The following is a 26,069-nucleotide window of genomic DNA, read 5'->3' as shown; positions in this document are numbered from 1 at the left end:
GCGTATGACTGTGAACGAGCCCGGCGGTTCCGTTGCTCCGGCGTCCCGCTCTCGGCGTCGGCGTCGTGACGCGGAGGAGAACTCCACCCGCATCCTCGACGCTGCACGCCAGGTCTTCGCGGCCCGAGGCGTGGCGACCAGCATCGAGGTCGTCGCGGAGCAGTCCGGACTCGGACTGGGCACCATCTACCGACACTTCGCCAACAAGGAAGCACTGATCAACGAGCTCGCCCGACAACTCCTGGAGGCCGCTGTCGAAATCGCCGAACGCCATGTCGCTTCCGGCGAGGACGCGCTGTGCCAGTACCTGTGGGAGGTCGCGGAGCTGCTCGGCTCCCAACCAGGGATAATCCGAACCATCTGGAACTTCCCAGGCTCCGAAGCACTCACGGCGCGCTCCCGTACCGCACAGGCCGACCTGTTGCGGCGGGCGCAGCAGGCCGGATCAGTGCGGGGAGATCTTGTGCCCGAAGACGTGGCAGTCGCCCTCTTCGCCATCACAGGAGTTCTCGACATCGGCCGTAATGCGGCCGTGTCAGGGTGGCAGAGGCATCTTGAAGCCGTACTCACCGGCTGGAGCACGCGTGGACCGGGGCTGCGGCATGCTCCGCTGACGGCGGCGGACATCGACGACATCATCAGAGGATCCGGCATCTGACAGAGCTGGGTGTTCTGGGACAGCGGCGCATCTTGTTCTTTGAGTTGCCTTCGCCAGGCGACCGGTTCAGCGCTCCTCGGGGCGGTGCGCCGGCGGACACCAGTCATGGCCGCCCTGACGGGAGTTCCCGACCTCCGAACACTTGGGTCCAGTCGGTGAACCGCCGGAAGGCGGTGACCCTCGACAGCCCGGAGCCCGGCAGTTGGTTTCAGGTGCAGCCCGAGGTGTTGGCCACGAAGAAAATCGCCGTCAACATCTCGCGGTCCCCGCGTCCACGGCGCCCTCCGACCTGCGGCGGAACCTGCGTCGGCCGCACCACCTGCCGAAACAACGTCCAAGGCTCTTCCGGCGCCACCGCTCGACACGCGCAGCAGTCATCACCTCGGACTGCCTCAGATCATGCCAGCCGAAATGACGTCCTGCGCGCCTTCCCTCGCGTCACGCCGACGGGGAAGCGCTCGGCGGGTACATCGCGCGCTACGGCTTGCACGACGGAGCACCCGGGGGGCCATGCTCAGCCGTGGCCGCTGGACGCGGCGCCTGAACTATTGCGCAATGACGGCCACGGTGGTGCGTCCACCGTCCACATCGAGCACGATGCCGTGCACGAAGTCGGCCTCGTCACCCGCGAGGTAGACGGCCGCATGGGCGATCGCGTCGGGCCTTCCCATGCCGTCCGCCGGCGTGCCCTTCATCATGAGCTGCCCCGGGTGCACCTCGCCCGGGACGACCTCGTTGACGACGCCCGGTGAGATCGCGTTGACACGCACGCCGCGCGGCCCGAACTCTGCCGACCAAGCGCGGGTCAGTGTCTCCAAGGCCCCCTTGGACGACGCGTAGAGCGCGGCCACGGGGATGCCCAGGCGCGAGACCCACGAGCCCAGGTTGATGATCGCGCCGCCGCCTGCCTCGGCCATGGCGGGAGCGATCACGGCGGTGAGGAAGAACGGCGACTTCACGTTCACCGCATAAACTTGGTCGAAGGTCTTCTCGTCGGTGTCGGGAGTACTGTCGCCGGGGAAGATGCCCGCGTTGTTGACCAGGATGTCGATTCCGCCGCCCAGGGCCGACGTCGCCTCCACGGCCAGCGCGCGACATGCTTGCGCGGTGCCGTCCAGATCGGCCCGCACGAAGTCGGCGCGCCCACCGCGGGACCGGATCCCGTCGACCACCTCCACTCCTCGCGCTTCGCTTCGCCCGGACACGACAACGTGTGCGCCCTCGGCGGCGAATGCTTCGGCGATGGCTCGCCCGAGATTGCTGGTCGAGCCGGTCACCAGCGCTCGCTTACCCTGCAGCCGTCCGCTCATGTGTTCACCCTCGTGCATGCATAGTGATCAATGTTCGTGTCGGACCGGGCATCCGCCCTCGCCCTGCACGTTCCGCCCGGACTGGCCCGAGCGACTGTGTCACTATGAAGAGAGATAAATGGACTCACAAGTCCAATCTGTGCGGCGGCGTAGTTAAGACGGCGGACATCGCGAAGCAGACCGGATTTGCCGCCCAGAAGCCTGGCGGTCCATTCGGAAGAGCAGCGCGCCCCCGTCGACCCGGATCCGCCCCTGATCCGAGGCCTGCGCACAAAGGGCCGGGGCAGCGGTGACCGATCAGCGAGTCGGGCCGCCGACCGCGGCGTCGGTTACTGCGTGCTCCTCCCCGGCGCGGCGCAAGCTGGCTATGCCCTCGTCGAGCGCGGCGCGCAGGTGGTAGGCCTGCCCGGTCGACTGGAGGATCGCGACACCACCCTGGATGGCCGCAAGCAGCGCGGCCGACCGCGCCTCGACGTCCAGGTCCGCGGGTAGAAGTCCGGCACGCTGGAGAGCTCGAATGCCCACGGCAAGGCTCTCCTGCCACAGTCGCATGAGCTCCATCACGACGGCCCGAGCCCCGGGAGTGCTCCGGCCCAGGTGCAAGGAGAGCGTGCCGAGCGGGCAGTCTTCTCCCTGTTCCTCGTAACGTTTGATGATCAGGTCGCGCCAGTTCTGCCAAGCTTCCCAGGACTCTAGGCACCCGAGGTAGGGCTGCTGTTCGGCCAGCACCTGATCCGCCTCGAACTGCGCCACGGCCAGCAGCAGTTCCTCCTTTCCGGCCGGAAAGTAGTGAAAGAGCTGGCTCTTGCTGCTCCGGGTTCGCGCCATGACATCGTCCAGCGTCGCCATCGCGACGCCCTTCTCCTTGAGAACCTCCGCCGCACCCTCAACGATGCGTTGTCGAGTGGCCTGACCCTTGGCTGTCAATTTCCTGTGCGGCGAGCTTCTCTGCAATGGACCCATGGGTCCATTTTATCGCGCTCTTCCCCTGTCGGCGCGATCACGGCTCAAGTGCAACGCCGTGCACCAGGCAAGGCTCGGCATCCCCCAGCTGCACGACTTGACCCTCACCTGAAACCCGATATTCCCTATGGGAAAGCCTCCAGTCAGCCGACGAGGCTTTGTCAGGCTGCTTCCTGCCTCGGGAGCCCGACGGCAATATCCCAGTCGACGCCACATCAGCATCGGCCCTGGTACACCCTGGTGGTCCTCCGGGGGGAGGACGGTGGAGCCGACCGCGGCGCGGAGACGCGCGGTGCGGGCCCCACGGAGCCGCGGCGCCGGTGGATCAGCGTCCGGTGAGCTTCCCGCCCCCTGGCGGGCGGCCTCCTTGGCTGCCTCGCACTCCTCGGCGGCCAGGTCCTGGAGGGACCCCATACCCGGCGTGGTTGCGGCGAGGGTGAACTGGCGCCTGACCGTGACCAGGTCGGCCCCGTGCGTCGTCCGCACCGGGAGCGGAACGCGCGCTCATCGCACCGCGGCTCTGTCGAGGATCGTGTCGGTGTCAAGGCCAGTGGGGAGCGTGCCGTAGGCGTGGCCCCACTGGCCGTCGAGGCGGGTGGCGACGAACGCCTCGGTAACGGCCGGGTCGCCGAGGCGCAGGAGCTGCGCAGCCTGGAGGAGGACCGCGGAGCGCTCCACGAGGAAGCGCGCGCGGTATTCGAGGTCCGATTCCTCGGCGAAGTCCTTCGCGAGAAGGGACAGTTGGTCGTCGTACCGACTGTCGGCGCCCTTGGCGCGGTCGAGTTCGGCGAAGAAGGCGTCGTAAGCGTCGGGTTCGCGGCGCATGGCGCGCGCAGGGCGTCGAGCGCGGCGACATTGCCCGAACCCTCCCAGATGGAGACAAGCGGCGCCTCACGGTACAGGCGCGGCATCCCGGACTCCTCGATGTAGCCGTTGCCGCCGAGGCACTCAAGCGCCTCCGCGGTGTGGGTCGACCAGCGCTTGCACAACCAGTACTTGGTCACGGCGAGCCCGAAGCGACGGAAGGCCGCCTCGGCCGCATCACCGCGCGCCGCGCGATCCACTGCCCCGGCGAGCCGCAGCACCACGGTGGTCGCGGCTTCGGAGTCGACCGCCAGGTCGCTGAGGACATTGGCCATGGCGGGCTTGCGGACCAGCCGGTCACCGAAGGCGGAGCGGTGGGTGGCGTGGTGGATGGCTTGAGCCGTACCGATCCGCAGACCCGCGGCAGCCCACAGCGAGCAGTCCAGGCGGGTCATGTTGACCATCTCAATGATGGTCCGCACCCCGCGTCCCTCCTCTCCGACGCGCCATCCGGTCGCACCCTCGTACTCGATCTCGGACGAGGCGTTGGACCGGTTGCCCAGCTTGTCCTTCAGGCGCTGGAGCCGGACAGCGTTGCGTGTCCCGTCCGGGAGCATGCGGGGTACGAGGAAACAGGTCAGGCCGCCCGCAGTCTGCGCCAGAGTGAGGAAGAAGTCGGACATGGGCGCCGAGGTGAACCACTTGTGTCCGACCAGCCGGTACGAACCGTCGGGGCAGGGTGTGGCGGAGGTGGTGTTTGCCCGTACGTCGGAGCCGCCCTGCTTCTCCGTCATCGACATGCCGGCGATGAGGGCCTGCTTTGTCTCGGGTGCCCGCAGCCCCGGGTCGTAACCGGTGGTGGTGAGCAACGGCTCGTAGCGCGTGGACAGTTCCGGGTTGGCGCGCAGAGCGGGCACGACCGCGTACACCATGGCGACGGGGCAGAGGTGACCGAAGTCGGTCGTGCTCCACGCCATCATCTTCGCCGCGCGTGCCACATGGACGCCAGGGCGGTCCGAGGCCCAGGCAGTGCCGCCGAGACCCGCACCGAGCGCGATACGCATGAGCCCGTGGCAGGACTCGTCGTACTCGACCTCATCGACCCGGAAACCGTAGCGGTCATGCGTGCGCATCACCGGGGGGTGCTCGTTGGCCTTCGTGCTCCAGAGCTGGGCCTGCTCGCCGCCTGCCAGCAGCCCCAGGTCCCGCACCTCCTGCTCGGCCCAGCCCGCACCCTCCCTGTGCAGGCCCTCGAAGAGTGCGGGGAATGCCGACAGGTCGCGGCCGGTCAGCGGGGGCACCTGGTTGAGTACTTCGTGTGTGACGGACACGGGCGTCGCCTCCTGAGGGTGCCGACGAAAGAGCGCGGAGCATCATTGAGGAGTGCCGTCGAGCACGCCGCGCATCAGCGCGGCCCACTCCAGGACCGACCGCTGCTGGTCTTCCTGGCCCAGGGAGCGGCTGACGGTCAGGCCCCGCATCAACTGCACGGTCAGCGTGACCACTGTCCGGTACTGCGGATGCCGGCACACTTCGGGGCCAAAAATCTCGTCGATCACGTCGTGCAACCGCCCCAGCGCCACCCGCTCCGCCGCGAGCAGGGCGTCCCGCAACGGCTCGTCGGCCCGGGCGGCTGCCCACAGTTCGAGCTCCGCCGCGAACGACGACCGCCTGCTGGCCCGGTACAGCACACCGATACCGCGCTCCACCGGATCAGGGCCCGGCGGGGTGCGCGCCAACTCGTCCAGCACGCCCTGCAGGTTGATCTCGACCAGCTCGCCCACCGCCGCGGCCGAAAGGGCCTCGCTTGTCGGAAAGTGGTGCAGAAGGGCGCCGCGGCTGATCCCCGCGTCCCGCTGCACACCGAGTGCGGTGGTCGCCGCGTACCCCTTGTCCACGAGGGACCGCACGGCCGCGGCGACGATACGGGCCCGCGTCTCACGGCGCTGCTCGTCTCGTTGCGTCATGGCGATGAGCCTCCTGCCCGGACTTTGACAGTCACTAGTGACTGTCAAAGAGGTAGCTCGGGAGCCTACGGCTGGCGTGTGCCGCGGCCGTCCCGCCCGCAATGCCGCGCGGGGCGCTCACCGCGCCGCCGCGCACCCCGGAGTGCAGATCGCCGGCTCCGGCGCTGTCCCGCGGCGCGCACAGGGACGCCGGGAGGTCACGTCATCCGGAGCCCGGTGAGGCCCGCACCCAGCGACAGCCGGGCACCCTGGGCCTGCGCGCCGTCCCAGGGGCGCCGCCACCACTGCGGTCGTCAAGGTCAGGGCTCCCGTCCGGGTGCGGCGCCGAGCTGAGGTACACCCGTCGCGCGATCCGGGCCGGTGCAGGCGGGAGCGCAGCGACCGAGAGGTGTCAGCTCGTCGGTCGCCAGACCCAGTTGCGCCGCTCGTAGGCCACCTGGAGCCCGAGGCGAAGCATGTTGTGAAGAGAGGAGTTGTGACTGCCGTCGGTTTCCGCGCCGGTCTCGGCGACGACCAGCCGACACCCGAGCTCGGCCGCGGCCCGCGCGCGTGCGGCGAGCAACTCGGTCTGGCCCCCACGGTTGCGGGCGTGCGGAAGCACTGCTCCACCGAACATCTGCGCTGCTTCGCCGCCATGGTAGACGGTGCCCGTTCCCACGAGCTCCCCGTCGAGCCAGGCGCCGTGGGGACTCCAGTCCGGGTCCGTGACCGAGGCCGCGGCCATATCCCTGAGGTGCTCTCCCGGCATACCGAAGGCTTCCATCATGACCGACGCCCAGCGCTTCGCGTCGCCGGGCGCGACAGCGGCGACCTGTAGGCCATCGGCCCGCTTCCTGTCCGGAGCGTCGGCGCGGGCCACCACCTCGTCCACTTCCCCGACGAGCTTGACCCACGACGACCCGCCGACGATGCCCTCTCGGGCGCAGATCTCAGCCCAGTCCTCGGGTATCACCGAAGGTGCCAGCTGAAGAACGGCCAACGGGGTGCCCTCCGCCCGGTAGAAGGCGCACACCTCGGCGATCAGTTCGGAAGTGACCGGGGACGTACGGCCAAAGCCGAGTGCCTTGCTCCAGAACCGCGTCGGGTCGTTCCGCACGGACAGCACGACAGCGTCTCCGACACGGGTGGCGCTCATGCCGAGCGCGGAGCGCACAGTCTCGGGCGCACCCGTCTCGAACCTGAACAGAGCCTCAGCCTCGGAAGCCTCGACCACCGAAAGCAATCTCGACGCAGTCACGAATAGCCCTCTCTTGTCTGACTGGGCCCACGGGGTGCGCCCTATGCCGGCGGCATCGTACGCCAGTGTCTTTGTCCCACAGGTGCTGAAGGAACCGTCGCGCGCAGAGGCTGAGGCGGCGGAGCCGACGTGGTCAGCGGCAGATAGACGGCGGGCTCGTATGAGCTGGGCGCAGTAGTCGAGCAGCGTTTCCTGGACCGACCGGGAGCGGGCGTCCGCGGGGACCGAGCGCAAGCGCTGGTGGTAGAAGTGCTGCCCGCCGACCATGGCGGCCGGGTCCTCAGCAACCGCGGGCCACACCTGGGTGACCGGAGCCAGGGACAGGCCGTCCGGCTCGTCGGGTCCGCCGATCCTTGGGTTACCGCGGTCACTACCAGCGGGTCAAGATGGCCACCGCGCCACTGCCCCCGGCCTGCCGATCGATACGCCGCGAGAGCGACCACCCTCGCCCCGTCAGGCTGCCCGCTGGATCACCACCGCGCCGTCCCGGCGCAGCCTGCACGGCGTGGAGGCACTCAGGCGGCTGCTCGAGCACTGCCCGGCACTGGGCCGAACCCACGACCTCGTGCGTCAGTTCGCCGCCATGCTCGACACCCGCGACGCCGCCCCGCTGGCGGACTGGCTCGAGCAACTCACGACCGCCGGCCTCCCAGCCCTGGCCAGCCTGGCCAACGCCATCCGCGAGGACCAGCCCGCAGTCGTGCAGGGCATCAGCACCCCGTTCAACTCCGGCGTCAACGAAGGCCGCATCACCGACCTGAACCTCCAAAACAGATCATGGCCGGCCGCGCCGGAGTTCCGCTGCTCCGCCACCGCGTCATTCTCATGGCCCAGCTCCGACGTCACCACCGATGACGGAACGTCACCAGCGCACGGTGGCGCACCCCAGCTTCACGGAAACCTTGCCAGGGCCACATAAGCGAGTACGCCGACACCGGCCGCCCTGCGAAGAGCCGGACGCCGCAAACTCGTCGAAGTGCTCCGGCCCAGGTCCCCGCGCATGGCCACTCGGGTGATCGACGACGTCTTCGAAGCACTCGACGAACAGACCGTCGTCGTCCCCGGAACCGGCACCCTCGACATCGTCATCCCGTCGCTGGCCCGCCCCCTCAGCGCCGTCCACGAACAGCGCCGAGCCACAGAAGCCCAGATCACAGCCCTGCTGAGGGCACACCCTCTTTCCAAGGTCCTGACATCGCTGCCCAGCGTCGGCGTCAGGACCACCGCCACCCTGCTGGTCACCGTCGGCGACGGCACCGGCTTTCCCACGGCCGCCCGCCTCGCCTCCTCTTCCGGACTCGCCCCGACCACCAAGTCTTCCGGGACCTCGATCCAGCCCTCCTCCGGCTCGCCCGACAACGGATCAACGCGCTCTTCGCGCTGCTCCGCGACGGCACCTTCTACGAACCCCGAACCCCCCGCCTCGCTTGACGAAATGCGTAGGGGCACCCCCGCAGGCCGCCCGAAGCAGATCACGAGTTCGTCCTGCTGAACGGCACCCTGGCCCGCTGCGGGCCCCAACCACATGCCGTGAATCGCCAAGGCGGTGCTCACCCTGGAACGGCAACGCTGAAAATGGCTCAGTGAATCCCGCGCTGCCCAAGCCTTCGGGAAGAGGCTCGGCAGGAAGAGGCTCGGCACACCCCGGCGGAGAGACCGAAGCGGCAGGGTCGGCCGAGCGGGACATGTCGAGGCCGGGCTGGGGGCAGCCTCCGGATCAATCTGCGGCTGGAGTGTCGTCGCTGGAACATGCCGGCGACGCTGTGCCCACCGCCCGCCGGAGCAGTTCAAACAGGGTCGCGCGCTCATCACTGTCGAGCGCGGCGAACAAATGATCTTCCACGGCGACGCCACGAGCCAGGGACCGCACCACCTCGTCCTGGCCCTTGAATGAGAGCTCAATGATGTGCCGACGTCGGTCCTGCGGGTCACGGCGCCGTAGAACCAGGTCGCGCTCCTCGAGTTCCTTGAGCAGGGCAACCACGTTGCTCGGATCCAGGCTCAGCGCCTCCGCCAAACCCAGCTGACTCTGCGGGCCCAGGTCCGCCAGCAGGCGCAGCGCGATCAGGTGTCGTGGCCGCAGGCCCCCCGGTGCCATCTCGTTGAGATACGCGCGGCGGCCTGCGCGTGCCAAGTGCTCAAGCAGCGGGAGCATGCTCTGCGACTCGGCGGCATCGACCTGCGCCGCTTTCTCGGTCATGTGCCAACGATACCTGAGCTTGGCGTTTAACATCGAGGGTCACCCGTCCTGCTGACCTGCGGTTCTTTCCGGGGCAGCGGAGGCGGCCGTTCTTGACGCCTCGAGATGTCGAGTAACGCAGTGCGAGAGAACGGCCGCTGCGCATGAGTCTGCCTGTCGATGCGCCCGGAAGCGAGGCGTTGGGTCTACTGTCCCGCTTTCGGGTCGAGTTCTACGAGTGCCTCTACAAACGGGCGGATGCGTTCTTCGAGCTCACCGACGCGGTGCTGTGTGCGGACGGGCCGGTGAAGACGCTGGTCGAGCTGTCTTTGGCAGCCGAGCACCGGCGCGGGCACGGAGCCCTGTACGCCGCGCTGGACCGGGCTGGCTGGAGCCGGCAGTTGCCGGTGCCAACGAAGACGAGTCGCGGGCAGGGCACGCCCCTGGGCGAGGAGCCCTGTAGGGACGAGCTCCGACGTCAGCGGCGGAGCAAGTGGGCCGGCATCCGCCTGAGCAAGTGCGCTGGTCCGCTCGGTTCCCTCGTCTCGCCTTCGGTGCGGGGTGAGAGTTGTCCGTCACATTGGGAAACTGTATGGTGAGTTACCAATCATTCGTGCTTCACCATGCGTTTGCATGACGGGCAACATCCTTGAGGGGAGGACCAACTCGGTTTCGTCTCCGGTGCGGTGGGCGGTGTCCGCGCTGTAGAACGCCTGCGGCCGGTCGTCGGCGAACCGAACATGGCCGATGTGAAGATCACCGTGACTCTCTCGATGTACTACGACTTCGAGGAGTTGCGTCGACTCACCCCCTCCCAGCCGCAGATCGATGCGCGCAACCGGATGCTCGAGGATCTGGTCCTGTGGACCGGCGGCCCCAGAGTGTGCGCAACACGGAGGCAGCTGACGTATGAGGTGCTCCATGACCAGTCACTCACAGAGGTTTCCTGAGGCGACCCCAGCGATCGTCACGGGATCCAGCCGCCCTCGGGGCGAGATCGGGAGTTGATTCTGATGGACGTTTTCGCCTGGATCCTGACCAGCCTGCTGGCGCTCTTCTTCCTCACGACCGGCCTGGTAAAAACCGTGACGCCGTACACCAAACTCATGGAGAACCCCAGCATGGGTTGGGCGGTGGACTTCACGGCTTGGCAGGTCAAGGCCATCGCGGTCCTCGAGGTACTCGGAGCCGTTGGCGTCGTCGTCCCCTGGGCCTTCGACACGGCTAAGGTAGTTGCACCGATTGCCGCTGCGGGCCTGGCCGTCACCATGGTGGGTGCGATGAGCGTCCACGGTCGGCGTGCCGAATGGTCCCAAGTGGCCGTCAATGCCGTGCTTTTTGCGCTCGCGGTGGCCGTCGCCGCAGTTCGTTTCGCCCAACTCTAGGCCTGCGGTGACGCCATGACAGGCAAGGCGATCCGCGTGGCACCCGCCAGGTAGGTCCGTACCCGGCGACGATCAGCCGGGAAGTGCGCCGCAACCGCGACCCGCGCACCAGTAAGAACTCCTGAGGAAATGAGTGTTGAGGAAGGGTAGGCTCGTACTTCCCGCCCTTTCAACAAGCCGGTCGATCCCGCCGTCGGCCGGCTCATCGACACCTGGAAGCTCATCCGTCCGCCGCAACGCGACCCTATCGACCGCAAGACCGGCGAGAAGCGCCAGCACCTGTTCTGCCACCGAGGCCAGCTCGTCGGCAAGGACTACCTCAACGAGACCATCCTCCCGGCCCTCTGCCAAAAGTCCGGCGTCCCGCAGGAAGACTCGCATGGCGCGCTGACCAGCCACCGGGCCCGCGCCACCATCGCCACCCAACTCCCCAACGCGCGCGACCCGTTGACCGCCCACAACCTGCAGCCCTGGCTTGGCCACAAGCACCCGGCCAGCAGAAGTACTACGACCTGGGCAGCGGCTACTGCGGCTACGACTTCTTCGCCAAGTGCCCCCACCGTCTGGCCTGCGTCCGTTGCCCCTTCTACGTTCCCAAAGAGTCCACCCGCGGCCAACTCCTGGCCGTCAAGGACGGCATCGACCAGATGCTCGAACAGCTGGACCTCACAGATGACGAACGCGAAGCCTTCGAAGGCGACCACGAAGCGGACACCGCCCTCGCGAAACGCCTCGCCGACACCCCCCCCAACCCGGGACCCATACCGAGGGAGCTGGGCACTGCGACCGATGCCTTCGTGCCGCTAGCCCAACCCGCCCAGACAATGCCCACCGAGGGGGAAGACTTCTGCCGTCCCCGACCGGCCTACTCCTCAACCCGATACGACGGAAGGTCACTGAAGGCCAGCAGCGCCTGCACCGGCCCGACCGCCTGTCTCCGCTCCTCACCGAGCTGATCACCGACGACGCTGCAACCAGCCCAGCTGCTGCCGCACTCCGCGACCATGTCCCTGACCGCGGCAGTGACAAGCGTGACTCCGAGGCCCGAGCTACTCGACGTACGAGGCCGAGATGCACGCAGACGGCCCTCGGGACGCCCATGCCCTCCTCCTCAATGGCACTGTCGGTGTGGGCAAGGCAACCGTTGCCGAGGCCGTGGGTGACCTTCTCGCCGACGTCGGGGTCCCTCACGCCGTCATCGGTCTCGACTGGCTACGCAAGTCGTGGCCCGCGCCTCTTGGTGACCGGTTCAGCTTCGCAACGCGCCTCGTCCTCGCTGGTGTGATTGAGGACCAGGACGAGCGGTAGCTACTGGCCGACGCCGTAGGTGTTGACCTCACGGTCTGCCGGCTCCGGGCTGAGTTGTCGGTCATCCGCCAGCGACTGGTCCAACGCCACGACAGCGAGCCCGAAGCACCGCGATGGCATCTGAATCGGTCCGGCGAACTGGACGGAATCCTCAGCCGGTTTACGGTCGACGACTTCACCGTTGATGCCGGCACAGGATCCGTGGCGGACGTCACCGTATCGGTGCATAGAAGTGACCTCATTAGGTGGCTGCTGTGACTGGAGCGGCGGCCTCTCACATGCCGCGGTCTGAGCCGTACCAAGGTTCGGTGCGTTCGCCAGCGAACATCGGAAGGCGCTCCAACTTCACGGGGCCGGGGCAAAAGGGTAAGGAGCCGTACGTACTCCACATCGTCGGCGGCCGCAGTGAACTCGTCACCGTTGTCGTAGTCGACGGCCAAGAGGAGTCCGTAGCAAGAGGAGTCAGTAGTTGGACAAGGTGGCCGGTCCCGCCGAGGTGTCCGTCGGGCTGCTGGCCCTCGCGGCCACAGGGCCGGGCATGGTCGGCTTCCTCCTCGTCCCGGCCGCGTGCTCCCGCGAGCTGCCGGACGTCCTACGTCGGTGCTCTGCCCGACTCCTCCGACGCCCCCCGGGCGTAACCGGGCCCGGGTCCGAGGTGTTGAACACCTCGTCGTGTGATGCATATCCGACCCCCTGAAATACGCGCATGGCGCTCCTCTATTTGGTGGCTCGCCCGCGCCGCCCGCCTGCTGATGCAAGAAGGCGAGGTTGCCGCGGGCGGTCAGCGCGTCGGGGTGCTCACCACCCAGCAGCCGCTCGCTGCTGGCGGTCATGTGCTGCCAATAGGCGGCGCCGGAGGCGGCCAGGCCAGCGTTCAGGAGGCTGGTGCCCGCCCGGTACAGGACCGGGTGTCCCTCTTCCGCCTTCATCCTGTGCGGCGTCGCGGCGGTTCGCGCGCCGCTCTTTACGACTCCGCAACAGCGGACCGCATTGACTGGCGCACGCCGACGCCGAAGGACGGCTTGGCGGAAGGAGCTGTGCCATGAAGATCAAGAAGACTACGGTTGCCGGGCTCGCACTCGTCCTCACCCTGTCCGGTGGCGGGGTTGCGGTCGCGGCCTCCCTGGCCCAGGCCGACACGTCGGCCCCGACGGCCCCGCAGGGCCAGACGCAGGGAGCGGACGACGCTCCGGAGATCGGTAAGACGGGCCAGACGGCCGACCGGCCCGGGCCGGGAGTGACGGTCCACAAGGCGGAGGCCGGGGTCTGGGTCGGCTAGCAGTGCCACCGGCGGGCCGGGGGGTGCGGTAGCCCGGCCCGCCTCATCCCGGCCGGAAGCGGTGCGCTGCGATGTGGTGAGATGCGGGCCGGGGCAACGGATGTCGGAAGGGCGCGGTGTGAAGGTGTTACTGGCGGAGGATGAACAGCTCCTCGCCCGAGCTGTCCGCAACGAGCTGCACCGGGCGGGGCTGACGGTCGACGTCGTTCACGACGGTCGGAGCGCGGTGGACATGCTGCGGTCGCAGGAGTATGAAGCCGTCATCCTCGATCGGGACCTGCCCCTGCTCTCCGGCGACGAAGTGTGCAGGTACATCGTCTCCCACCACGCGTCGACGGGGGTGCTGATGCTGACCGCGTCGGCCACACTCATCGACCGGGTCACAGGACTCCGTCTGGGAGCTGATGATTACCTCACCAAACCCTTCGAGTTTCCCGAACTCATCGCGCGGCTGCGGGCGTTGCAGCGCCGGTCCGGTCCCCGGACACCGCCGGAGCTCCGCTTCGGCGAACTCCGTCTCGACCCGTTCACGCACCAGGCGTTCCGTGGCGGCCGACTCCTGTCGCTCAGCCCTAAGGAGTTCCGCATCCTGGAGCAGCTGATGCGCGCGGAAGGCGGCGTGCTCAGCGCGGAGACGCTTCTGCGGCGAGCGTGGGACGAGCACGCCGACCCCTTCACCAACTCCCCCCGCGTAGTGATCTCCACGCTGCGCAAGAAGTTGGGCAGGCCCTGGCCGATCGAAACCGTTCCCGGTGTGGGGTACCGCGTTGTCCCCACCTGACGAGGAGACGAGGATGCGAACGGCTGAGCGGCGAACGGCCCAACGCCGGTCCCTAAGTACCCGGGTCATCGGTAGCCTGGTCGCCGTTTTCGCCGTGCTGGCGCTGGTCATGGTAGCCACCATCGCGCTGTTGATGGCCTACGTTCCCACAAATATCGTCGGAGGTGCGCCGGCGGTCGCGCCCGGCAGGACAAGCGGTGGTCCTCCACCCTCCACGAGTGCCTCGGGTCCGCTCCTGCCACGGCGTGAGGTCGATCGTCTGCTGGTGTTCTCAGCAGTCGCGCTCGCCGGCGGGGTCGTGTCCGGAGCCTTCGTCGTGCGCCGGATCGTACGACGCTCCCTCGCACCGCTCGGCGCGATGACCGACGCGGCACGCCAGGCCGCCACCACGGACCTGCGAGCCCGGGTGCCGCTGGGCCGGACCCAGGACGAGATCACCGACCTCGCCGTGACCTTCAACATCATGCTCGCGAGGCTGGACGACGCATTCGAGGCACAGCGCCGGTTCGCGGCGAACGCCTCCCACGAACTCCGCACACCACTCGCCACGACACAAGCGGTCATCGACGACGCGCTGGCCCACATGCCGCACGGGTCGACACGCGACCTTCTGCGGGACCTGCGCACCCTGAACAGCCGTAGTGTCCATACCGTGCGCACGCTGCTGGACCTGGCGGAAACCCAAGCGAGTAGGGGCCCCTTGGACAGGGTCGATCTGACGCTCGTCGTCCGTCGGGAAGCAGAGGCACAACGGGCAACCGCCCTGGCGAACGGCGTGACAATGAGTGAGAACCTTGGCCCTGCCGTGGTCGACGGCGAGGCACCCATGATCCAGCTCATGGTACGCAACCTCCTCGACAACGCCGTACGCCACAACTACCGAGGCGGCGAGGTCGAACTGCATCTGTGCGACGAATCCCCTGGAATCCTGCTCCGTGTCGCCAACACCGGCGCCGCCATGACTCCCGAGGAGGTAACGAGGATCACCGAACCCTTCCACCGCGGCGCCGGGCGCCTGGGAAGGAGCGGCGGCGGACTGGGCGCAGCTCTGGTGGCCGCCGTCGTCACCCGGCACGGATGGCGGCTTCACCTGCTGCCCCGGCCGGACGGCGGTCTGATCGCCGAGGTCCGGATGCCACGTTCCGCATGAGAGCTTCGGGACGTAACGTGCCACCGTTACGGGGGCCCGTCAGCCTGGACAGGAACGAACTGATCAAGTCCGTGGATCCGACAATGGCGGCAGAATTCATCGAGGTTCTCGGCCACCCTGACCGGCCGCGTTCGACCTGCCTCCCGCCTCGAACAAGACGTCCCCGTGGCGGTGAGCCCCGAAGCGCACTGCCACTTTGAGTATCCCGCCCCGCCAAAACGCCCCCTAGGCCGTCAAGCGGATGCCCCGATGCGCTCGCCGCGCAGCGCGATGACCGTGGTGGTCCGCAACCGGCTGCTGCGTGAGCTCGGCGCCACCGACGCCGCACACCTGCGCACGATGATCCCGGGACAGAAGGTGCTCGCGGCCGGCGTATGGGCTCCACTCAGACTCCGCCGATTGCAACAGCCACGAGCGAGTCGTCCACACCGTGTTCCACTCCGGGCTGCTCCTGGTCCGCGGCACTGTCGAAGGCCGCGGACCACGCCACAGATATTCGCGGCGGCCGGTGACCAGTTCTCGCCACCGCCTGACGGGTGGGCGTGCAGCCGGGAGATGGCGGCGTTGGGTCCTGGCCCACATCTACAATCGCAGACACCTCCAGCTCGATCACCCCCTACGACTGGCGCCGCCTCAAGCCGACGCCTCAGCCGTGGCCACTCGCCGCGAGAGGTCGGTTACGCCTCCCTGGCTGAACCGGCCCGTCACGTACTTGGGAGACGTGGCCCGTACCAGCCCGAGCTGTCAGAACGGTGGTTCGGTGGAGTAGGCGCCGCCCCATGCGGGTGTGGTCGGTCGGGGCGTCGGCTGCCTGGAGGACTCGTCCAGCATCCTCAACGCCGCCGAGGTCGATGAAGCGCTCGGCATGGGCAGAGGTGTTGACGAGTTGGTGCGTGATAACGGGTGAGGCGTCGTGCCTGGCCGGTGGCATGATCCGACTGTGGCGGTCATGGTCAATCGGGTGGTGCTGGCGCATCGGCTGTTCACGGGGATCACTCGACAGCATCTCGCGCTGCTGACACAGGAGTTGGCGGTGCCATGACAGGCCAGGGTGGAGGGTCGACGCCATGCTGCACGAGGTGGGGTCAGGAAGCGGGCCGCGGGAGCCGGTGCCCGCCAGCAACTGGTCTTCGTCGACCGGCTGGTGGCCACGCTGATCCATCTGCGGCACGACCTGCCGCACGCGGTGCTGGGACTGCTGTTCGGTGTCGGCGTCGCTGGCAGACATGTCGCGATGGCGGTTGAACGCATCGGTGAGCGACTACTAAAGGGTGTTGCTGTAGGTTCCTCTCGGGCAGGTCAAGGTGGTGCTTGACCTGGTGTTTCACCCTGCGAGTGCGAGGTTGTGCATGGTGGCGACGGCCTGGACGGCGTGGTGAAGGCCGTCGCCCTTTTGACGGCAGTCGCGGAGGATCTTCCAGTTCTTCGACCGCGCCGAGGCGATGACCAGGCGCGTGTCGGCATCAATGATGACCTGCACGTTCGCCGAGAACCGGTAGTTACGGCTCGAGGCCCCCACGCTGCGGTCGCGCACCGGGATCAGGGTGCCGTCCACCATCCACAACTGGTCCACGCCAGCCACCGGCCGTGGCGCGGGCTCCAGCGCCAGCAACGGCCGCAGCCGCTGGATGACCCGGCAGACCGTCGCCGGGGAGACACCGAAGAGCGGGGCGAGCTGCCGCATGGTGAGGTTGGTTCGGCAAGAGACGGCGACCAGCAGGACCCGGTCAGCCAGCGGCAGGCACCACGGACGGCCACCACCGGGCCCGTTCCCTCCCCGCTCCCGCACCACCCTCACCAGCTTCAGGAACCGGTCCACACGCAAGCCCGTGAACGTCTCCACCCACAACGGCTCAGCCCGCAACACCCCACCCATACAAGGGAAATGCCCTGATCACACCCTTCAGCAACACCCTTTAGCGCCGGACCAACCGTCTGGCCGACCCGCCCGGCTCCGTGGTCAAAGAGGCTTTGAGGTCGGCTCAGCGTGGCCGCAGGCCCGACATCAGCGTTTCGACGCAGCCGGTGACGAGCGTGTCGAGCGGGAGATCGCCGTTCATGCCCGTGGCGACGAGCACGGTCAGGCCCTGGAGGAGCGCCAGGAGGGTCATGTCGACCCGGCCGCTGGTGTCCGGGTCGATGACACCGAGTTCGCGGGCCTCTCGCAGCAGTCGCAACGGCGCGGCGAAGGCCCGGTCGTTGGCAGCCGAAAGGGCATCATCGCGCGCCTCGCTCTTCGGTCGGTGCATCAGGGGCAGCAACGCGCGGTGCTCGACGGCGAACTCGACGTAGGTGCGGGCGAAGACCACGAGTCGAGCGGAGACGTCGCCCTCGGCGGTCTTCAGGGCCGCGTCGAGTCTGCGCCCCAGCCGCTCGTAGCCCTCTTCCGCGAGCGCGTCCAGCAGTGCCGTCTTGTCGGCGAAGTGGCGGCGGGGCGCACTGTTGCTCACTCCCGCCACCCGCGCCAGTTCGCGCAGGGACAGACCCTCCACGCCACGTTCGCCGAGGACGCTCTCCGCCTCCCGCAGCAGGGCACTGCGCAGGTTGCCGTGATGGTAGGGCCGTACCGCGGTCATGGGGCCACCTTAGCCCAATGTATTCATTGACTACAATGTATTCGATGAATACATTGGGCTCATGACCAACTCACTCTCCCCGGCACCCTGGACGGCCGGCCGGCTGCCGCGGCAGGACGGGCGTACGTTGATCATTACCGGCGCGAACAGCGGCATAGGCCTCGAAACGACCCGCGCCCTCGCTCGGGCCGGAGCTCACGTGATCATGGCCGTGCGGGACGTCGAACGCGCCCGTGCCCTCGCTCCGCACCTGCCCGATGCCATCGAACCGCGGCCGCTCGACCTCGCCGACCTCGCATCCGTCCGCGCCTTCGCGGCCTCCGTCGACCACCCCTGCGACATCCTGATCAACAACGCGGGTGTGGCGAACGTGCCGCTGCGCCGGACCGCGGACGGCTTCGAGACCCACTTCGGCACCAACCACCTCGGTCACTTCGCCCTCACCAACCTGCTGCTGCCGAGGATCACCGACCGGGTGATCACCATCGCCTCCAACGCCCACAAGGGCGCCTCCCTGGACCTGCACGATCCCAACTGGGAGCGCAGGAACTACCGCCCCTCGGCCGCGTACGGCCAGTCCAAGCTCGCCAACCTGCTGTTCACCCTGGAACTGCAAAGGCGACTGACCGCGGCGGGCTCCAGGGTGCGGGCCCTGGCCGCACATCCCGGGGCGGCGACGACCGGCCTGAACCGTCACCTCGGCCCGGCCATGAAGGCGGTCGCGGCGATCGCCGGCCGGTTCGTCATGCAGAGCGGGGCCGACGGGGCTCAACCGACCCTGTTCGCGGCCGTCCGCGACCTGCCCGGGGCGAGCTACGTCGGCCCTGACGGCCGGGGCGGGCAGCGCGGCCGGCCCACGCTGGTCGCCCGCAGCGCCGCCGCCCAGGACACTGACCTCGCAGCCCGGCTATGGGAGCTGTCCGAACGCCTCACGGCCACGTCCTTCCCCCTCGGGTGATGCCAAGCCGTGGGCGTCACCGGGGGGTACAAGACCGGCCGCGCCCGGTGGGTGCTGTCAGGTGACGGTGAGGGCGGCGGCGCGGAGGGCGGCCGCTACGCGGTCGACGGACGGCGTGGAACGGCGTCCGAGGCTGGCCAGGAGCAGTCGCCGTTGTTCCTGAGGGCCGCCGCGTACAGGGAGGACGCGGACGCCTTCGGGTGCGGCCGGGGCGAGGGCGGCGGGCACGGTGGTCAGCCCGAAGCCGGCGGCGACAAGGTGAAGTTTGGCGCACCAGTCCCGTGCGGTGTGTGCGATCTCGGGCCGTTCGTCCAAGCCCGGCCATACGCCCATCAAGCGGTCCTCGCCGGAGGAAGGGCCCGCGACCCAGCGCTGTCCCCGGAGGTCGGCCACGTCGACGTAGTCGCCGCGGGCGAGCGGATGGGTGGCGGGTACCGCCAGGCACAGGGCGCGTTCGGCGAGTGTCTCCACCACGAGCGGAGGTGTCTCGGTGTCCGGCGGGCGGAAGGGGGGCGCCGAGCCGAGCAGGGCCAGGTCCAGGCTGCCGGCGCGCAGGGCGCGTACCAGGACGGGGGTGGTGCCCTCGCGGCTGACGACCCGCAGGCCGGGGTCGGTGTGGCTGAGCTCGGTGAGGGCCCGGGTGAGGAGGACGGCTCCTGCGCTGGGGATCCATCCCAATCGTACGGTGCCGGCCGCCGTGGGCAGGCCGGACAGTTCCCTGGCGGTCGCTTCGATCTCGTCGAGCACGACCGTCGCGTGGCGCAGGACGGTGTGGCCGGCCGCGGTCAGCCGTACTCCCTCGCGCCGGCGCTGCAACAGCTGCGTGCCCGCCGCCCGTTCGATCGCTGCCACCTGCCGGGACACGGCGGACTGGGTGTAGCCCAGCGAGGTGGCGGCCGCGGTGAAGGTCCGGTGCTCGGCGACGGCGCGGAAGACACGCAGCGCGGTGAGGGAGACGTCCTCGAAGTCCATGACGATCACGCATACCACATGTACCAAACTCTCGTTGGACGCATGGCTGGCGGCGTTCCTAGCGTGGCAGGCATGAACGCCTCTCGCATCGCTCTTGTCACCGGCGCCAACCAAGGGTTGGGCCGCGCCCTGGCCGAGGGACTGGCGGCCCGCATGAACGAGGACGATCTCATCCTGCTCACCGGTCGCGACCGACAACGGGTGGGGAAGGCTGCCCATGAGGTGGGCCGGTTGCCCGGCACTCGTGCGCGTGTCGAGGGTCGTGTCCTGGACGTCACCGACACCGATGCCATCACCCGTCTCGCCGGGGAACTCGGGGCACGGCACGGCGGGGTCGACGTCGTCGTGTCCAACGCGGTCGCCCGCGTTCTGCCAGAGGAGTCCCAGGCCGAGCGGGCGGATGAGTTCATCGACGTCTCGAACACCGCCACCCACGCGGTCCTGCGCGCCTTCGGCCCCGTCCTGCGTCCGGGCGGCCGGCTCCTGGTGGTCGCCAGCAGCCTGGGCACCCTCGGTCATCTCGATACCCGGCTGCACCACCTCTTCGACGGTGCGAGCCTCGATCAGGTCGAGTACGCCGTGGAGTCCTGGCGCAGCGCCGTCCACAGCAGGACGGCGCAGGAGGCGGGCTGGCCCCTGTGGCTGAACGTGCCGTCCAAGGTGGCTCAGGTCGCCGCCGTCCGCGCCGTCGCCGCCGAGCGCCGCGCACGCGACCTCGCCGACGGCACCCTGATTGCGGCCGTGTGCCCGGGCCTGGTCGACACCGGCACCTCGCGGCCCTGGTTCAGCGACCACAGCCGGGCCCAGACACCCGCCAGGGCCGCCGAAGCCGTGCTCGACCTGGTCTTCGCCGAGCACGTGGACCCCGCCCTGTACGGCGAACTGGTGCGGTTCGGAAAGGTCCTGCCCTGGCACGACGGCACACCACCCGTGGAACAGGACCGGATGCTCACCCCCTGAACACGCCGAGTCGTCGTGCTGGCTTCGAAGACACAGCCGGCTCTGAGAACACAGCAGGGAGTTCGCTCGTGGACCTCATCACCACCCCCTTCGATTTCTCAAGCACGACGGACGAGGTGACGCGGGGCGTCGACCTCACCGGCCGTCGCGCGGTGATCACCGGTGCCTCGTCGGGGCTCGGCGCCGAGACGGCCCGGGCTCTGGCCGTCGCAGGCGCGGAAGTCACCCTCGCCGTGCGGGACGTCGCCTCCGGCGAACGCGTAGCCAAGAACATCACCGCCTCCACCGGATGTCACGAGGTGCACGTGGCGCACCTGGACCTGTCCGATCCCGCGTCCGTCACCGCCTTCACCGCCGCCTGGCGCGGCCCGCTGCACGTCCTGGTGAACAACGCGGGCGTCATGGCCTGCCCCGAGCAGTACACCGAGCAGGGCTGGGAATGGCAGTTCGCCACCAACCACCTGGGGCACTTCGCTCTCGCCACCGGCCTGCACCGGGCGCTGGCCGCCGACGGCAACGCGCGTGTGGTCGCGGTGAGTTCCTCCGGTCACCAGCGCTCCCCGATCGTGTGGGACGACGTCAACTTCGCCTTCCGCCCCTACGATCCGTGGCTCGCCTACGGCCAGTCCAAGACCGCGAACATCCTCTTCGCGGTCGAGGCGACCCGCCGCTGGACCGCGGACGGCATCACCGTCAACGCGTGCATGCCCGGCGCCATCCACACGAACCTGCAACGGCACACCGCCGGACGCGGCAGCGGGCTGGTCCCCGACCATCTGATCAAGACGGTCGAGCAGGGAGCGGCGACCTCCGTCCTGCTCGCCGCCTCACCACTCCTCGACGGCGTGGGCGGCCGCTACTTCGTCGACTGCAACGAAAGCGATGTCGTCGACCGCCGCACCGGTACTTTGCACGGGGTCGCCCGCTATGCCGTCGACCCGGACAACGCCGGGCGCCTGTGGGACCTGTCGCAGGAACTCCTCGCACAGGCCCGCTAGGCACCTCTGCCGGACACGACCGCCGACCACCGTCGCCACACGGTCCTCAGCCGGTCTTCGACCGGCCTTCAGAGCTGCGGCTGCGCGCGCAGCCCGTCGAGGATGAGCGCGAGCATGCGCGGAGCGCGGTCCTCGGGGACGGCGGCGGCACGCCAGAGCGCGCCGGTGAGCTGGAGGAAGTCACCGGGGTCCGCGTCCGCGCGGATGCTCCCGTCCTCCTTGCCGGCGTCGAGCAGCCCGGTGATCGCGGTGATGACCGGGCCGTAGCTCTGTTCGCTCATCGCCTGGTGCGCGCTGGGGCTGAGGGCCTCGCCCAGGCCGTGCTTCCTGCGCATGGCCTCGACCAGATCGAGCGTCCAGGCACGCAGCGCCTCCAGGGGCGACATGCGCGCGAGCAGGTCGGGCACGGTGCCGGTGATGCGGGTGACCTCGTCCTGATAGACGGCCAGGACCAGCGCCTCGCGGGTGGGGAAGTTGCGGTACAGCGTGCCCGGGCCGACGCCGGCGCGCTGGGCGATCTGGTTCATCGACGTGCCGCCGTCCTCGCCCAGCGCCTCGCGGGCGGCAGCGAGAATGCGCGCCCTGTTCTCACGGGCGTCGGATCGGACCACGAGTTCTCCCCTTGCTAAGTGGAGAACTCTCCACTACGTTATTCGGAGAGTTCTCCACTTACTTTAGAGGGGCACCATGCACTACATCAAGCTCGGCACCACCGGCCTGGACGTGTCACCGATCGCCATCGGCGCCATGACCTACGGCGAACCCGACCGCGGGCACCCCGTCTGGTCGAAGGGCGAGGAGGAGGCCCGCCCGCTCATCCGACACGCGCTGGAGGCGGGCATCAACTTCTTCGACACCGCGAACATGTACTCCAACGGCTCCAGCGAGGAGATCCTCGGCCGCGCACTGAAGGACTACGCCGACCGCGACGCCGTGGTCATCGCCACGAAACTGCGTCACCCGATGCGCCCGGGCCCGAACGGACGCGGACTGTCACGCAAGGCGATCATGACCGAGGTCGACCACTCCCTTCGCCGCCTCGGCACGGACTACATCGACCTCTACCAGATCCACCGCAACGACCACTCCACCCCCTGGGAAGAGACACTCCAGGCCCTCAGCGACCTGGTGCAGGGCGGCAAGGTCCGCTACCTCGGCGCCTCCTCCATGCACGCCTGGGAGTTCGCCAAGGCCCTCCACCTGCAGAAGCAGTACGGCTGGGCGCGGTTCGTGTCGATGCAGAACCACTACAACCTCCTCGCCCGCGAAGAGGAACGGGAAATGATCCCGCTGTGTCTGGACGAAGGCGTCGGCACCCTCATCTGGTCCCCCCTGGCCCGCGGCCGCCTGGCCCGGGCCTGGGACGACGCCCGCTCCACCCCGCGCTCCGAAACCGACGCGGCCTACGCCGATCTGCTCTACTCACCCGCGCAGGAAGCGTCCAACAAGGCGATCATCGACGCGGTCGGCCAGGTGGCGGACGCGCACGGCGTGAGCCGCGCCCAGGTCGCGCTCGCCTGGCTGCGCCGCCAGCCGGTGGTCACCGCGCCCCTGGTCGGCGCCGGCTCCACCCACCAGATCGACCAGGCCGTGGCCTCCCTCGACATCGACCTCACCGACGACGAGGTGCGCGCCCTGGAAGCCCCGTACACCCCGCGCTACGACTGGCAGGGCGTCTCCGACGAAGCCGAGCTGGAGGCCATCCGCCGGCGCATCCCCGGAATGGCCCTGTCATGAACCCCATCGTCCGCTCCGGCCCGGCCGCCCGCGCCGGGGCCCTCCTCATCCTGCTCGGCCCGCTCGTGTCCTGGCTGGCCGAGTTCGTCACCGCCGCCGCTTGGCAGGACCCGCCCTACTCGCCCTTCCACAACTGGGTCAGTCACCTCGGCCTGACCGGCCCGCCCCAGACCGCGTTCGGGCAAGTCGCCAACTCACCCCTCGGCGCCGTCATGAACACCGGCTGGGTGGTCTACGGCATCCTCCTGGCTGTCGGCGCGTTCCTCGTGTTCGACCCGCGCAAGGGCGTCCGCCCGACCATCATCGTGATCCTCGCCGTCCTGGCCGGCGCCGGAGTCGGCCTCGTCGGCATCTTCCAAGGCTCCAACGCCAACGTCGACAACGGCCTGATCGCCCTCCACACGCTCGGCGCGCAGACCGTCATGCTCGCCGGCAACGTCATGGCGATCGCCGTCGGAGCCAACGGCGCACGCATCGGCCTCAGCCGCCGCCGCTCGACCGTGAGCATCGCCCTGGGCACCGCGGGCCTGATCGCCTTCCCGCTCTTCATGGCCGACGCCCTCACCGGCTGGATGTGGAACATCGGCCTGCTCGAACGCGCCGTCATCTACCCGATCATGATCAGCCACGCCCTCCTCGCCAGCAGTATCGCCGCCCGACGACTGCCCGTGACACCCCCACCCATCCCCCTTCCCATCCACGCCACCAGCTGAGGAGACACCCATGACACCCGTACTGGTCACCGGAGGGACCGGATTCATCGGAAGCTGGTGCATCCTCGCCCTGCTCGAATCCGGCCACACCGTCCGCACCACCGTCCGCGACCCACAGCGCGAACCGGCCCTGCGCTCCTGGCTGCACGAGGCCGCCGTCTTCGACGACGACCGGCTCACCGTCGTACGCGCCGACCTCCAGCACTCCGACGGCTGGGACGCCGCCGTAGCCGACTGTGAGCACGTCCTCCACGTCGCTTCACCCACCTTGCGTCACACCCCCGCAAGCGACGACGACCTGGTCGTCCCGGCCCGCGAAGGGGTCCTGCGCGTCCTGCGCGCCGCCCGTGACGCAGGCGTCCGCCGTACCGTGCTGACCAGTGCCTTCGGCGCCGTCGGCATCGGACACCCGCCACGCTCCACCCCGTTCACCGAGGAGGACTGGACCAATACCGACGCCGACATCCCGCCCTACCAGCGTTCCAAGACCCTCGCCGAGCGTGCCGCCTGGCGGTTCATCCGGGAGGAAGGCGGCGGTATGGAACTGACCGCCGTACACCCCGTGGGCGTCTTCGGTCCCCTCCTCGGCCCCGACGACCCGCCCTCCCTGCGCCTGATCCGCAGGATGCTGGAGGGACGCGTCCCCGCCTGCCCGCCCTTCGGCATGGGCTACGTCGACGTCCGCGACGTCGCCGACCTGCACGTGCGCGCCATGACCGACCCCGCCGCCGCCGGCGAACGCTTCCTCGCCGTCGCGGGCCACAGCCTGCGCGTCGTCGACATCGCCCGCATCCTGCACGACCGCCTGGGCGAACGCGCCGCCAAGGCCCCGACCCGCGAACTGCCCGTCTGGCTCACCCGGGCCCTGGCCACCGTCAACCCCGAACTGCGCCTGCTCAAGCACCAGCTGGGCCGCGACCTCGACGCGACCGGTGCGAAGGCGGAGAAACTACTCGGCTGGAAGGCGCGTCCGATCGAGGACACGATCACGGACACCGCCGAAAGCCTGCTCGCCCACGGCATCAGCGCATAACCTCGCCGGTGCCTCATCACACAGAACGGTCTCGACGCGGAGCGGCGCGGTTGGCCCTGAGCTGGCCCACAGAACGTTGGCGACGCTGGCCTGTTCGTGGTGCGAGGCCATGAGCCGACCGATGATTCGTGGGCGGCAATCGACCGCTGCTGGCCCTGCCGCGGATGGCAGGCCAGTGCCAGACCACCGTGGCTGCGTGAGGCCGCGTGATGAACAAGCCGCGACGGTGCGCCCGGTTTGTGCGGAGGCGTGCCGAACACGGTGGAGTCATTGACACTGCCCGGCGTGGCCACGACAACCGGGGACAGACTGCGCCCATCCGCCGCTAGGTAGACCTTGGTGAAACCTCCCGTTTGAAGCGGGCAGATTGCCGTTTACGTCCTAGCAGTGCTTGGTCAGGCCGGTATGGGTTCTGGCAACCTGGCCTTCGACTACGGACTCTGGCCGGGGTCATCGATCACCTCGGTGTCAGCGGGAAGACCGGGATGATCAACGGCACCGAGATCCGGGTCCGGCGGCCGGCCGCCGGACGCACGGACCGGGAGGCGTTCATCTCCGGCAAGAACAAGCAGAACGCGGTCAGGACCATGGTGGTCACGGACAGCGACGGGCGGATGCTGCTCTGCAGCCCGACCGAGCCCACAAGCTGCGCGGACATCACCCACGCCCGCCAGCTCGGGCTGGTGAACTCCTGGCTGACGGGCCCGCGGTCGAGATCCTTGCCGATGCCGGCTACCAGGGCCTGGGCGCCCAGACAGGCGGACGTGTAGTCACACCGCCGCACCGCAAGTTCAAGAAGAACGGCGCTGACCCGCCACCTCTGCCGCCGCGAGCACATGAGCCACACCGTCCAGGCCGACGCGGGACTGCTGTCTCACCAGCAGATCGCGGACCTGACATCAGCACGACCGATGTCAACGCCGAGCCCCGCCGCGGTTTATCGACGCCTCCCTGCTTACCGTGCACGAGCTGGTTAGGACCTGTCTGATAAATACTTGCCGGGTCCGAGGGGTCAGGGGACGAGCGCGGCGAGTTAAAGTCCGGTCCGGTTTGCGGGGCGGCGACGACCCGGGACAGGAATCTTGTCAATGACCGCTTCGA

At 68.8% G+C, this 26,069-nt stretch carries 24 protein-coding genes and 6 pseudogenes; 18 read left to right on the top strand and 12 right to left on the bottom strand.

Going from position 1 to position 26,069, the window contains the following annotated elements:
• Positions 1-4: 4 nt before the first annotated feature.
• Complete coding sequence (locus tag KBY47_RS13250) at positions 5-658, top strand: TetR/AcrR family transcriptional regulator (protein ID WP_210921253.1); 654 nt, start codon at positions 5-7, stop codon at positions 656-658.
• A 142-nt stretch (positions 659-800) separates the two neighbouring features.
• Here the strand turns inward: KBY47_RS13250 and KBY47_RS36505 are convergent.
• From KBY47_RS36505 to KBY47_RS13225, 6 genes and pseudogenes are all read right to left on the bottom strand, one after another.
• Positions 801-1,036: pseudogene (locus KBY47_RS36505) on the bottom strand (transposase); the annotation flags it as partial.
• Positions 1,037-1,203: 167 nt separating this feature from the next.
• Positions 1,204-1,968, bottom strand: a complete 765-nt coding sequence (locus tag KBY47_RS13245; protein WP_210921252.1) for an SDR family NAD(P)-dependent oxidoreductase — start codon at positions 1,966-1,968, stop codon at positions 1,204-1,206.
• Positions 1,969-2,265: 297 nt separating this feature from the next.
• Positions 2,266-2,931: a TetR/AcrR family transcriptional regulator gene (locus KBY47_RS13240; RefSeq protein ID WP_210921251.1), complete on the bottom strand. Its 666-nt coding sequence runs from the start codon at positions 2,929-2,931 to the stop codon at positions 2,266-2,268.
• Between the two features lie 504 nt (positions 2,932-3,435).
• Positions 3,436-5,066, bottom strand: a pseudogene (locus KBY47_RS13235) (acyl-CoA dehydrogenase family protein).
• A 42-nt stretch (positions 5,067-5,108) separates the two neighbouring features.
• Positions 5,109-5,702, bottom strand: a complete 594-nt coding sequence (locus tag KBY47_RS13230; protein WP_210921250.1) for a TetR/AcrR family transcriptional regulator — start codon at positions 5,700-5,702, stop codon at positions 5,109-5,111.
• Positions 5,703-6,093: 391 nt separating this feature from the next.
• Positions 6,094-7,206, bottom strand: coding sequence for a GNAT family N-acetyltransferase (locus KBY47_RS13225; protein ID WP_247694603.1), 1,113 nt, complete (start codon positions 7,204-7,206; stop codon positions 6,094-6,096).
• A gap of 238 nt (positions 7,207-7,444) precedes the next feature.
• On the opposite strand from KBY47_RS13225, the gene KBY47_RS13220 reads away from it, so the two are divergent.
• A complete protein-coding gene (locus tag KBY47_RS13220) occupies positions 7,445-7,858 on the top strand; it encodes a hypothetical protein (protein WP_247694602.1) in 414 nt (137 codons plus the stop codon).
• A 12-nt stretch (positions 7,859-7,870) separates the two neighbouring features.
• Positions 7,871-8,370, top strand: a pseudogene (locus KBY47_RS13215) (transposase); the annotation flags it as partial.
• Between the two features lie 286 nt (positions 8,371-8,656).
• On the opposite strand, the gene KBY47_RS13210 reads toward KBY47_RS13215, so the two are convergent.
• Complete coding sequence (locus tag KBY47_RS13210; protein WP_210921249.1) at positions 8,657-9,139, bottom strand: MarR family winged helix-turn-helix transcriptional regulator; 483 nt, start codon at positions 9,137-9,139, stop codon at positions 8,657-8,659.
• Positions 9,140-9,282: 143 nt separating this feature from the next.
• Between KBY47_RS13210 and KBY47_RS13205 the strand changes: the two are divergent.
• From KBY47_RS13205 to KBY47_RS13195, 3 genes and pseudogenes are all read left to right on the top strand, one after another.
• Positions 9,283-9,501, top strand: a pseudogene (locus tag KBY47_RS13205) (transposase); the annotation flags it as partial.
• 303 nt (positions 9,502-9,804) lie between these two features.
• Positions 9,805-10,068: a hypothetical protein gene (locus tag KBY47_RS13200; protein ID WP_210921248.1), complete on the top strand. Its 264-nt coding sequence runs from the start codon at positions 9,805-9,807 to the stop codon at positions 10,066-10,068.
• Between the two features lie 63 nt (positions 10,069-10,131).
• Positions 10,132-10,503: a DoxX family protein gene (locus KBY47_RS13195; protein ID WP_210921247.1), complete on the top strand. Its 372-nt coding sequence runs from the start codon at positions 10,132-10,134 to the stop codon at positions 10,501-10,503.
• Between the two features lie 72 nt (positions 10,504-10,575).
• Here KBY47_RS13195 and KBY47_RS13190 read toward each other — a convergent pair whose 3' ends face one another.
• Positions 10,576-10,884, bottom strand: coding sequence for a hypothetical protein (locus tag KBY47_RS13190; protein WP_210921246.1), 309 nt, complete (start codon positions 10,882-10,884; stop codon positions 10,576-10,578).
• A gap of 1,969 nt (positions 10,885-12,853) precedes the next feature.
• Here KBY47_RS13190 and KBY47_RS13185 point away from each other — a divergent pair.
• From KBY47_RS13185 to KBY47_RS13170, 5 genes and pseudogenes are all read left to right on the top strand, one after another.
• Positions 12,854-13,090: a hypothetical protein gene (locus KBY47_RS13185; protein WP_210921245.1), complete on the top strand. Its 237-nt coding sequence runs from the start codon at positions 12,854-12,856 to the stop codon at positions 13,088-13,090.
• 118 nt (positions 13,091-13,208) lie between these two features.
• The gene (locus KBY47_RS13180) at positions 13,209-13,871 is read left to right on the top strand and encodes a response regulator transcription factor (protein ID WP_210921244.1); all 663 of its coding nucleotides are present in this window, start codon (positions 13,209-13,211) and stop codon (positions 13,869-13,871) included.
• Positions 13,872-13,884: 13 nt separating this feature from the next.
• Positions 13,885-15,021: a HAMP domain-containing sensor histidine kinase gene (locus tag KBY47_RS13175; protein WP_210921243.1), complete on the top strand. Its 1,137-nt coding sequence runs from the start codon at positions 13,885-13,887 to the stop codon at positions 15,019-15,021.
• A gap of 288 nt (positions 15,022-15,309) precedes the next feature.
• Positions 15,310-15,508 (top strand): annotated as a pseudogene (locus tag KBY47_RS36500) (hypothetical protein); the annotation flags it as partial.
• A gap of 462 nt (positions 15,509-15,970) precedes the next feature.
• Positions 15,971-16,231: pseudogene (locus KBY47_RS13170) on the top strand (IS5/IS1182 family transposase); the annotation flags it as partial.
• 114 nt (positions 16,232-16,345) lie between these two features.
• Here KBY47_RS13170 and KBY47_RS13165 read toward each other — a convergent pair.
• Both KBY47_RS13165 and KBY47_RS13160 read right to left on the bottom strand, forming a co-directional pair.
• A complete protein-coding gene (locus KBY47_RS13165; RefSeq protein ID WP_210921242.1) occupies positions 16,346-16,897 on the bottom strand; it encodes a transposase family protein in 552 nt (183 codons plus the stop codon).
• A gap of 106 nt (positions 16,898-17,003) precedes the next feature.
• On the bottom strand, positions 17,004-17,597 hold the full coding sequence (locus KBY47_RS13160) for a TetR/AcrR family transcriptional regulator (protein WP_210921241.1): 594 nt from the start codon (positions 17,595-17,597) through the stop codon (positions 17,004-17,006).
• A gap of 61 nt (positions 17,598-17,658) precedes the next feature.
• On the opposite strand from KBY47_RS13160, the gene KBY47_RS13155 reads away from it, so the two are divergent.
• Complete coding sequence (locus tag KBY47_RS13155) at positions 17,659-18,555, top strand: oxidoreductase (protein WP_210921240.1); 897 nt, start codon at positions 17,659-17,661, stop codon at positions 18,553-18,555.
• A gap of 57 nt (positions 18,556-18,612) precedes the next feature.
• On the opposite strand, the gene KBY47_RS13150 is transcribed toward KBY47_RS13155, so the two are convergent.
• Positions 18,613-19,527: a LysR family transcriptional regulator gene (locus KBY47_RS13150; RefSeq protein ID WP_210921279.1), complete on the bottom strand. Its 915-nt coding sequence runs from the start codon at positions 19,525-19,527 to the stop codon at positions 18,613-18,615.
• A gap of 72 nt (positions 19,528-19,599) precedes the next feature.
• Between KBY47_RS13150 and KBY47_RS13145 the strand changes: the two genes are divergently transcribed.
• Positions 19,600-20,487, top strand: coding sequence for an SDR family NAD(P)-dependent oxidoreductase (locus tag KBY47_RS13145; protein WP_210921239.1), 888 nt, complete (start codon positions 19,600-19,602; stop codon positions 20,485-20,487).
• A gap of 68 nt (positions 20,488-20,555) precedes the next feature.
• Entirely contained in the window at positions 20,556-21,485 is a 930-nt protein-coding gene (locus KBY47_RS13140) for an SDR family NAD(P)-dependent oxidoreductase (RefSeq protein ID WP_210921238.1), read from the top strand.
• A gap of 68 nt (positions 21,486-21,553) precedes the next feature.
• Here KBY47_RS13140 and KBY47_RS13135 read toward each other — a convergent pair whose 3' ends face one another.
• A complete protein-coding gene (locus KBY47_RS13135) occupies positions 21,554-22,096 on the bottom strand; it encodes a TetR/AcrR family transcriptional regulator (RefSeq protein WP_210921237.1) in 543 nt (180 codons plus the stop codon).
• 76 nt (positions 22,097-22,172) lie between these two features.
• On the opposite strand from KBY47_RS13135, the gene KBY47_RS13130 reads away from it, so the two are divergent.
• The 4 genes from KBY47_RS13130 (at position 22,173) to KBY47_RS36495 (ending at position 25,738) form a co-directional block, all read left to right on the top strand.
• Complete coding sequence (locus KBY47_RS13130; protein WP_210921236.1) at positions 22,173-23,222, top strand: aldo/keto reductase; 1,050 nt, start codon at positions 22,173-22,175, stop codon at positions 23,220-23,222.
• Complete coding sequence (locus KBY47_RS13125; protein ID WP_210921235.1) at positions 23,219-23,935, top strand: DUF998 domain-containing protein; 717 nt, start codon at positions 23,219-23,221, stop codon at positions 23,933-23,935. Before KBY47_RS13130 ends, KBY47_RS13125 begins: the two co-directional genes overlap by 4 nt.
• Positions 23,936-23,945: 10 nt before the next feature.
• Positions 23,946-24,968, top strand: a complete 1,023-nt coding sequence (locus KBY47_RS13120; protein WP_210921234.1) for an aldehyde reductase — start codon at positions 23,946-23,948, stop codon at positions 24,966-24,968.
• Between the two features lie 485 nt (positions 24,969-25,453).
• Complete coding sequence (locus KBY47_RS36495; protein ID WP_247694601.1) at positions 25,454-25,738, top strand: transposase family protein; 285 nt, start codon at positions 25,454-25,456, stop codon at positions 25,736-25,738.
• The last annotated feature ends 331 nt before the right edge of the window (positions 25,739-26,069 follow it).

Origin of the sequence: Streptomyces sp. B93, assembly GCF_018070565.1 — a bacterium.
Lineage (GTDB): Bacteria > Actinomycetota > Actinomycetes > Streptomycetales > Streptomycetaceae > Streptomyces.
The sequence above is the reverse complement of the archived record's forward strand: the minus strand, read 5'-3'. Positions and strand labels throughout refer to the sequence as shown.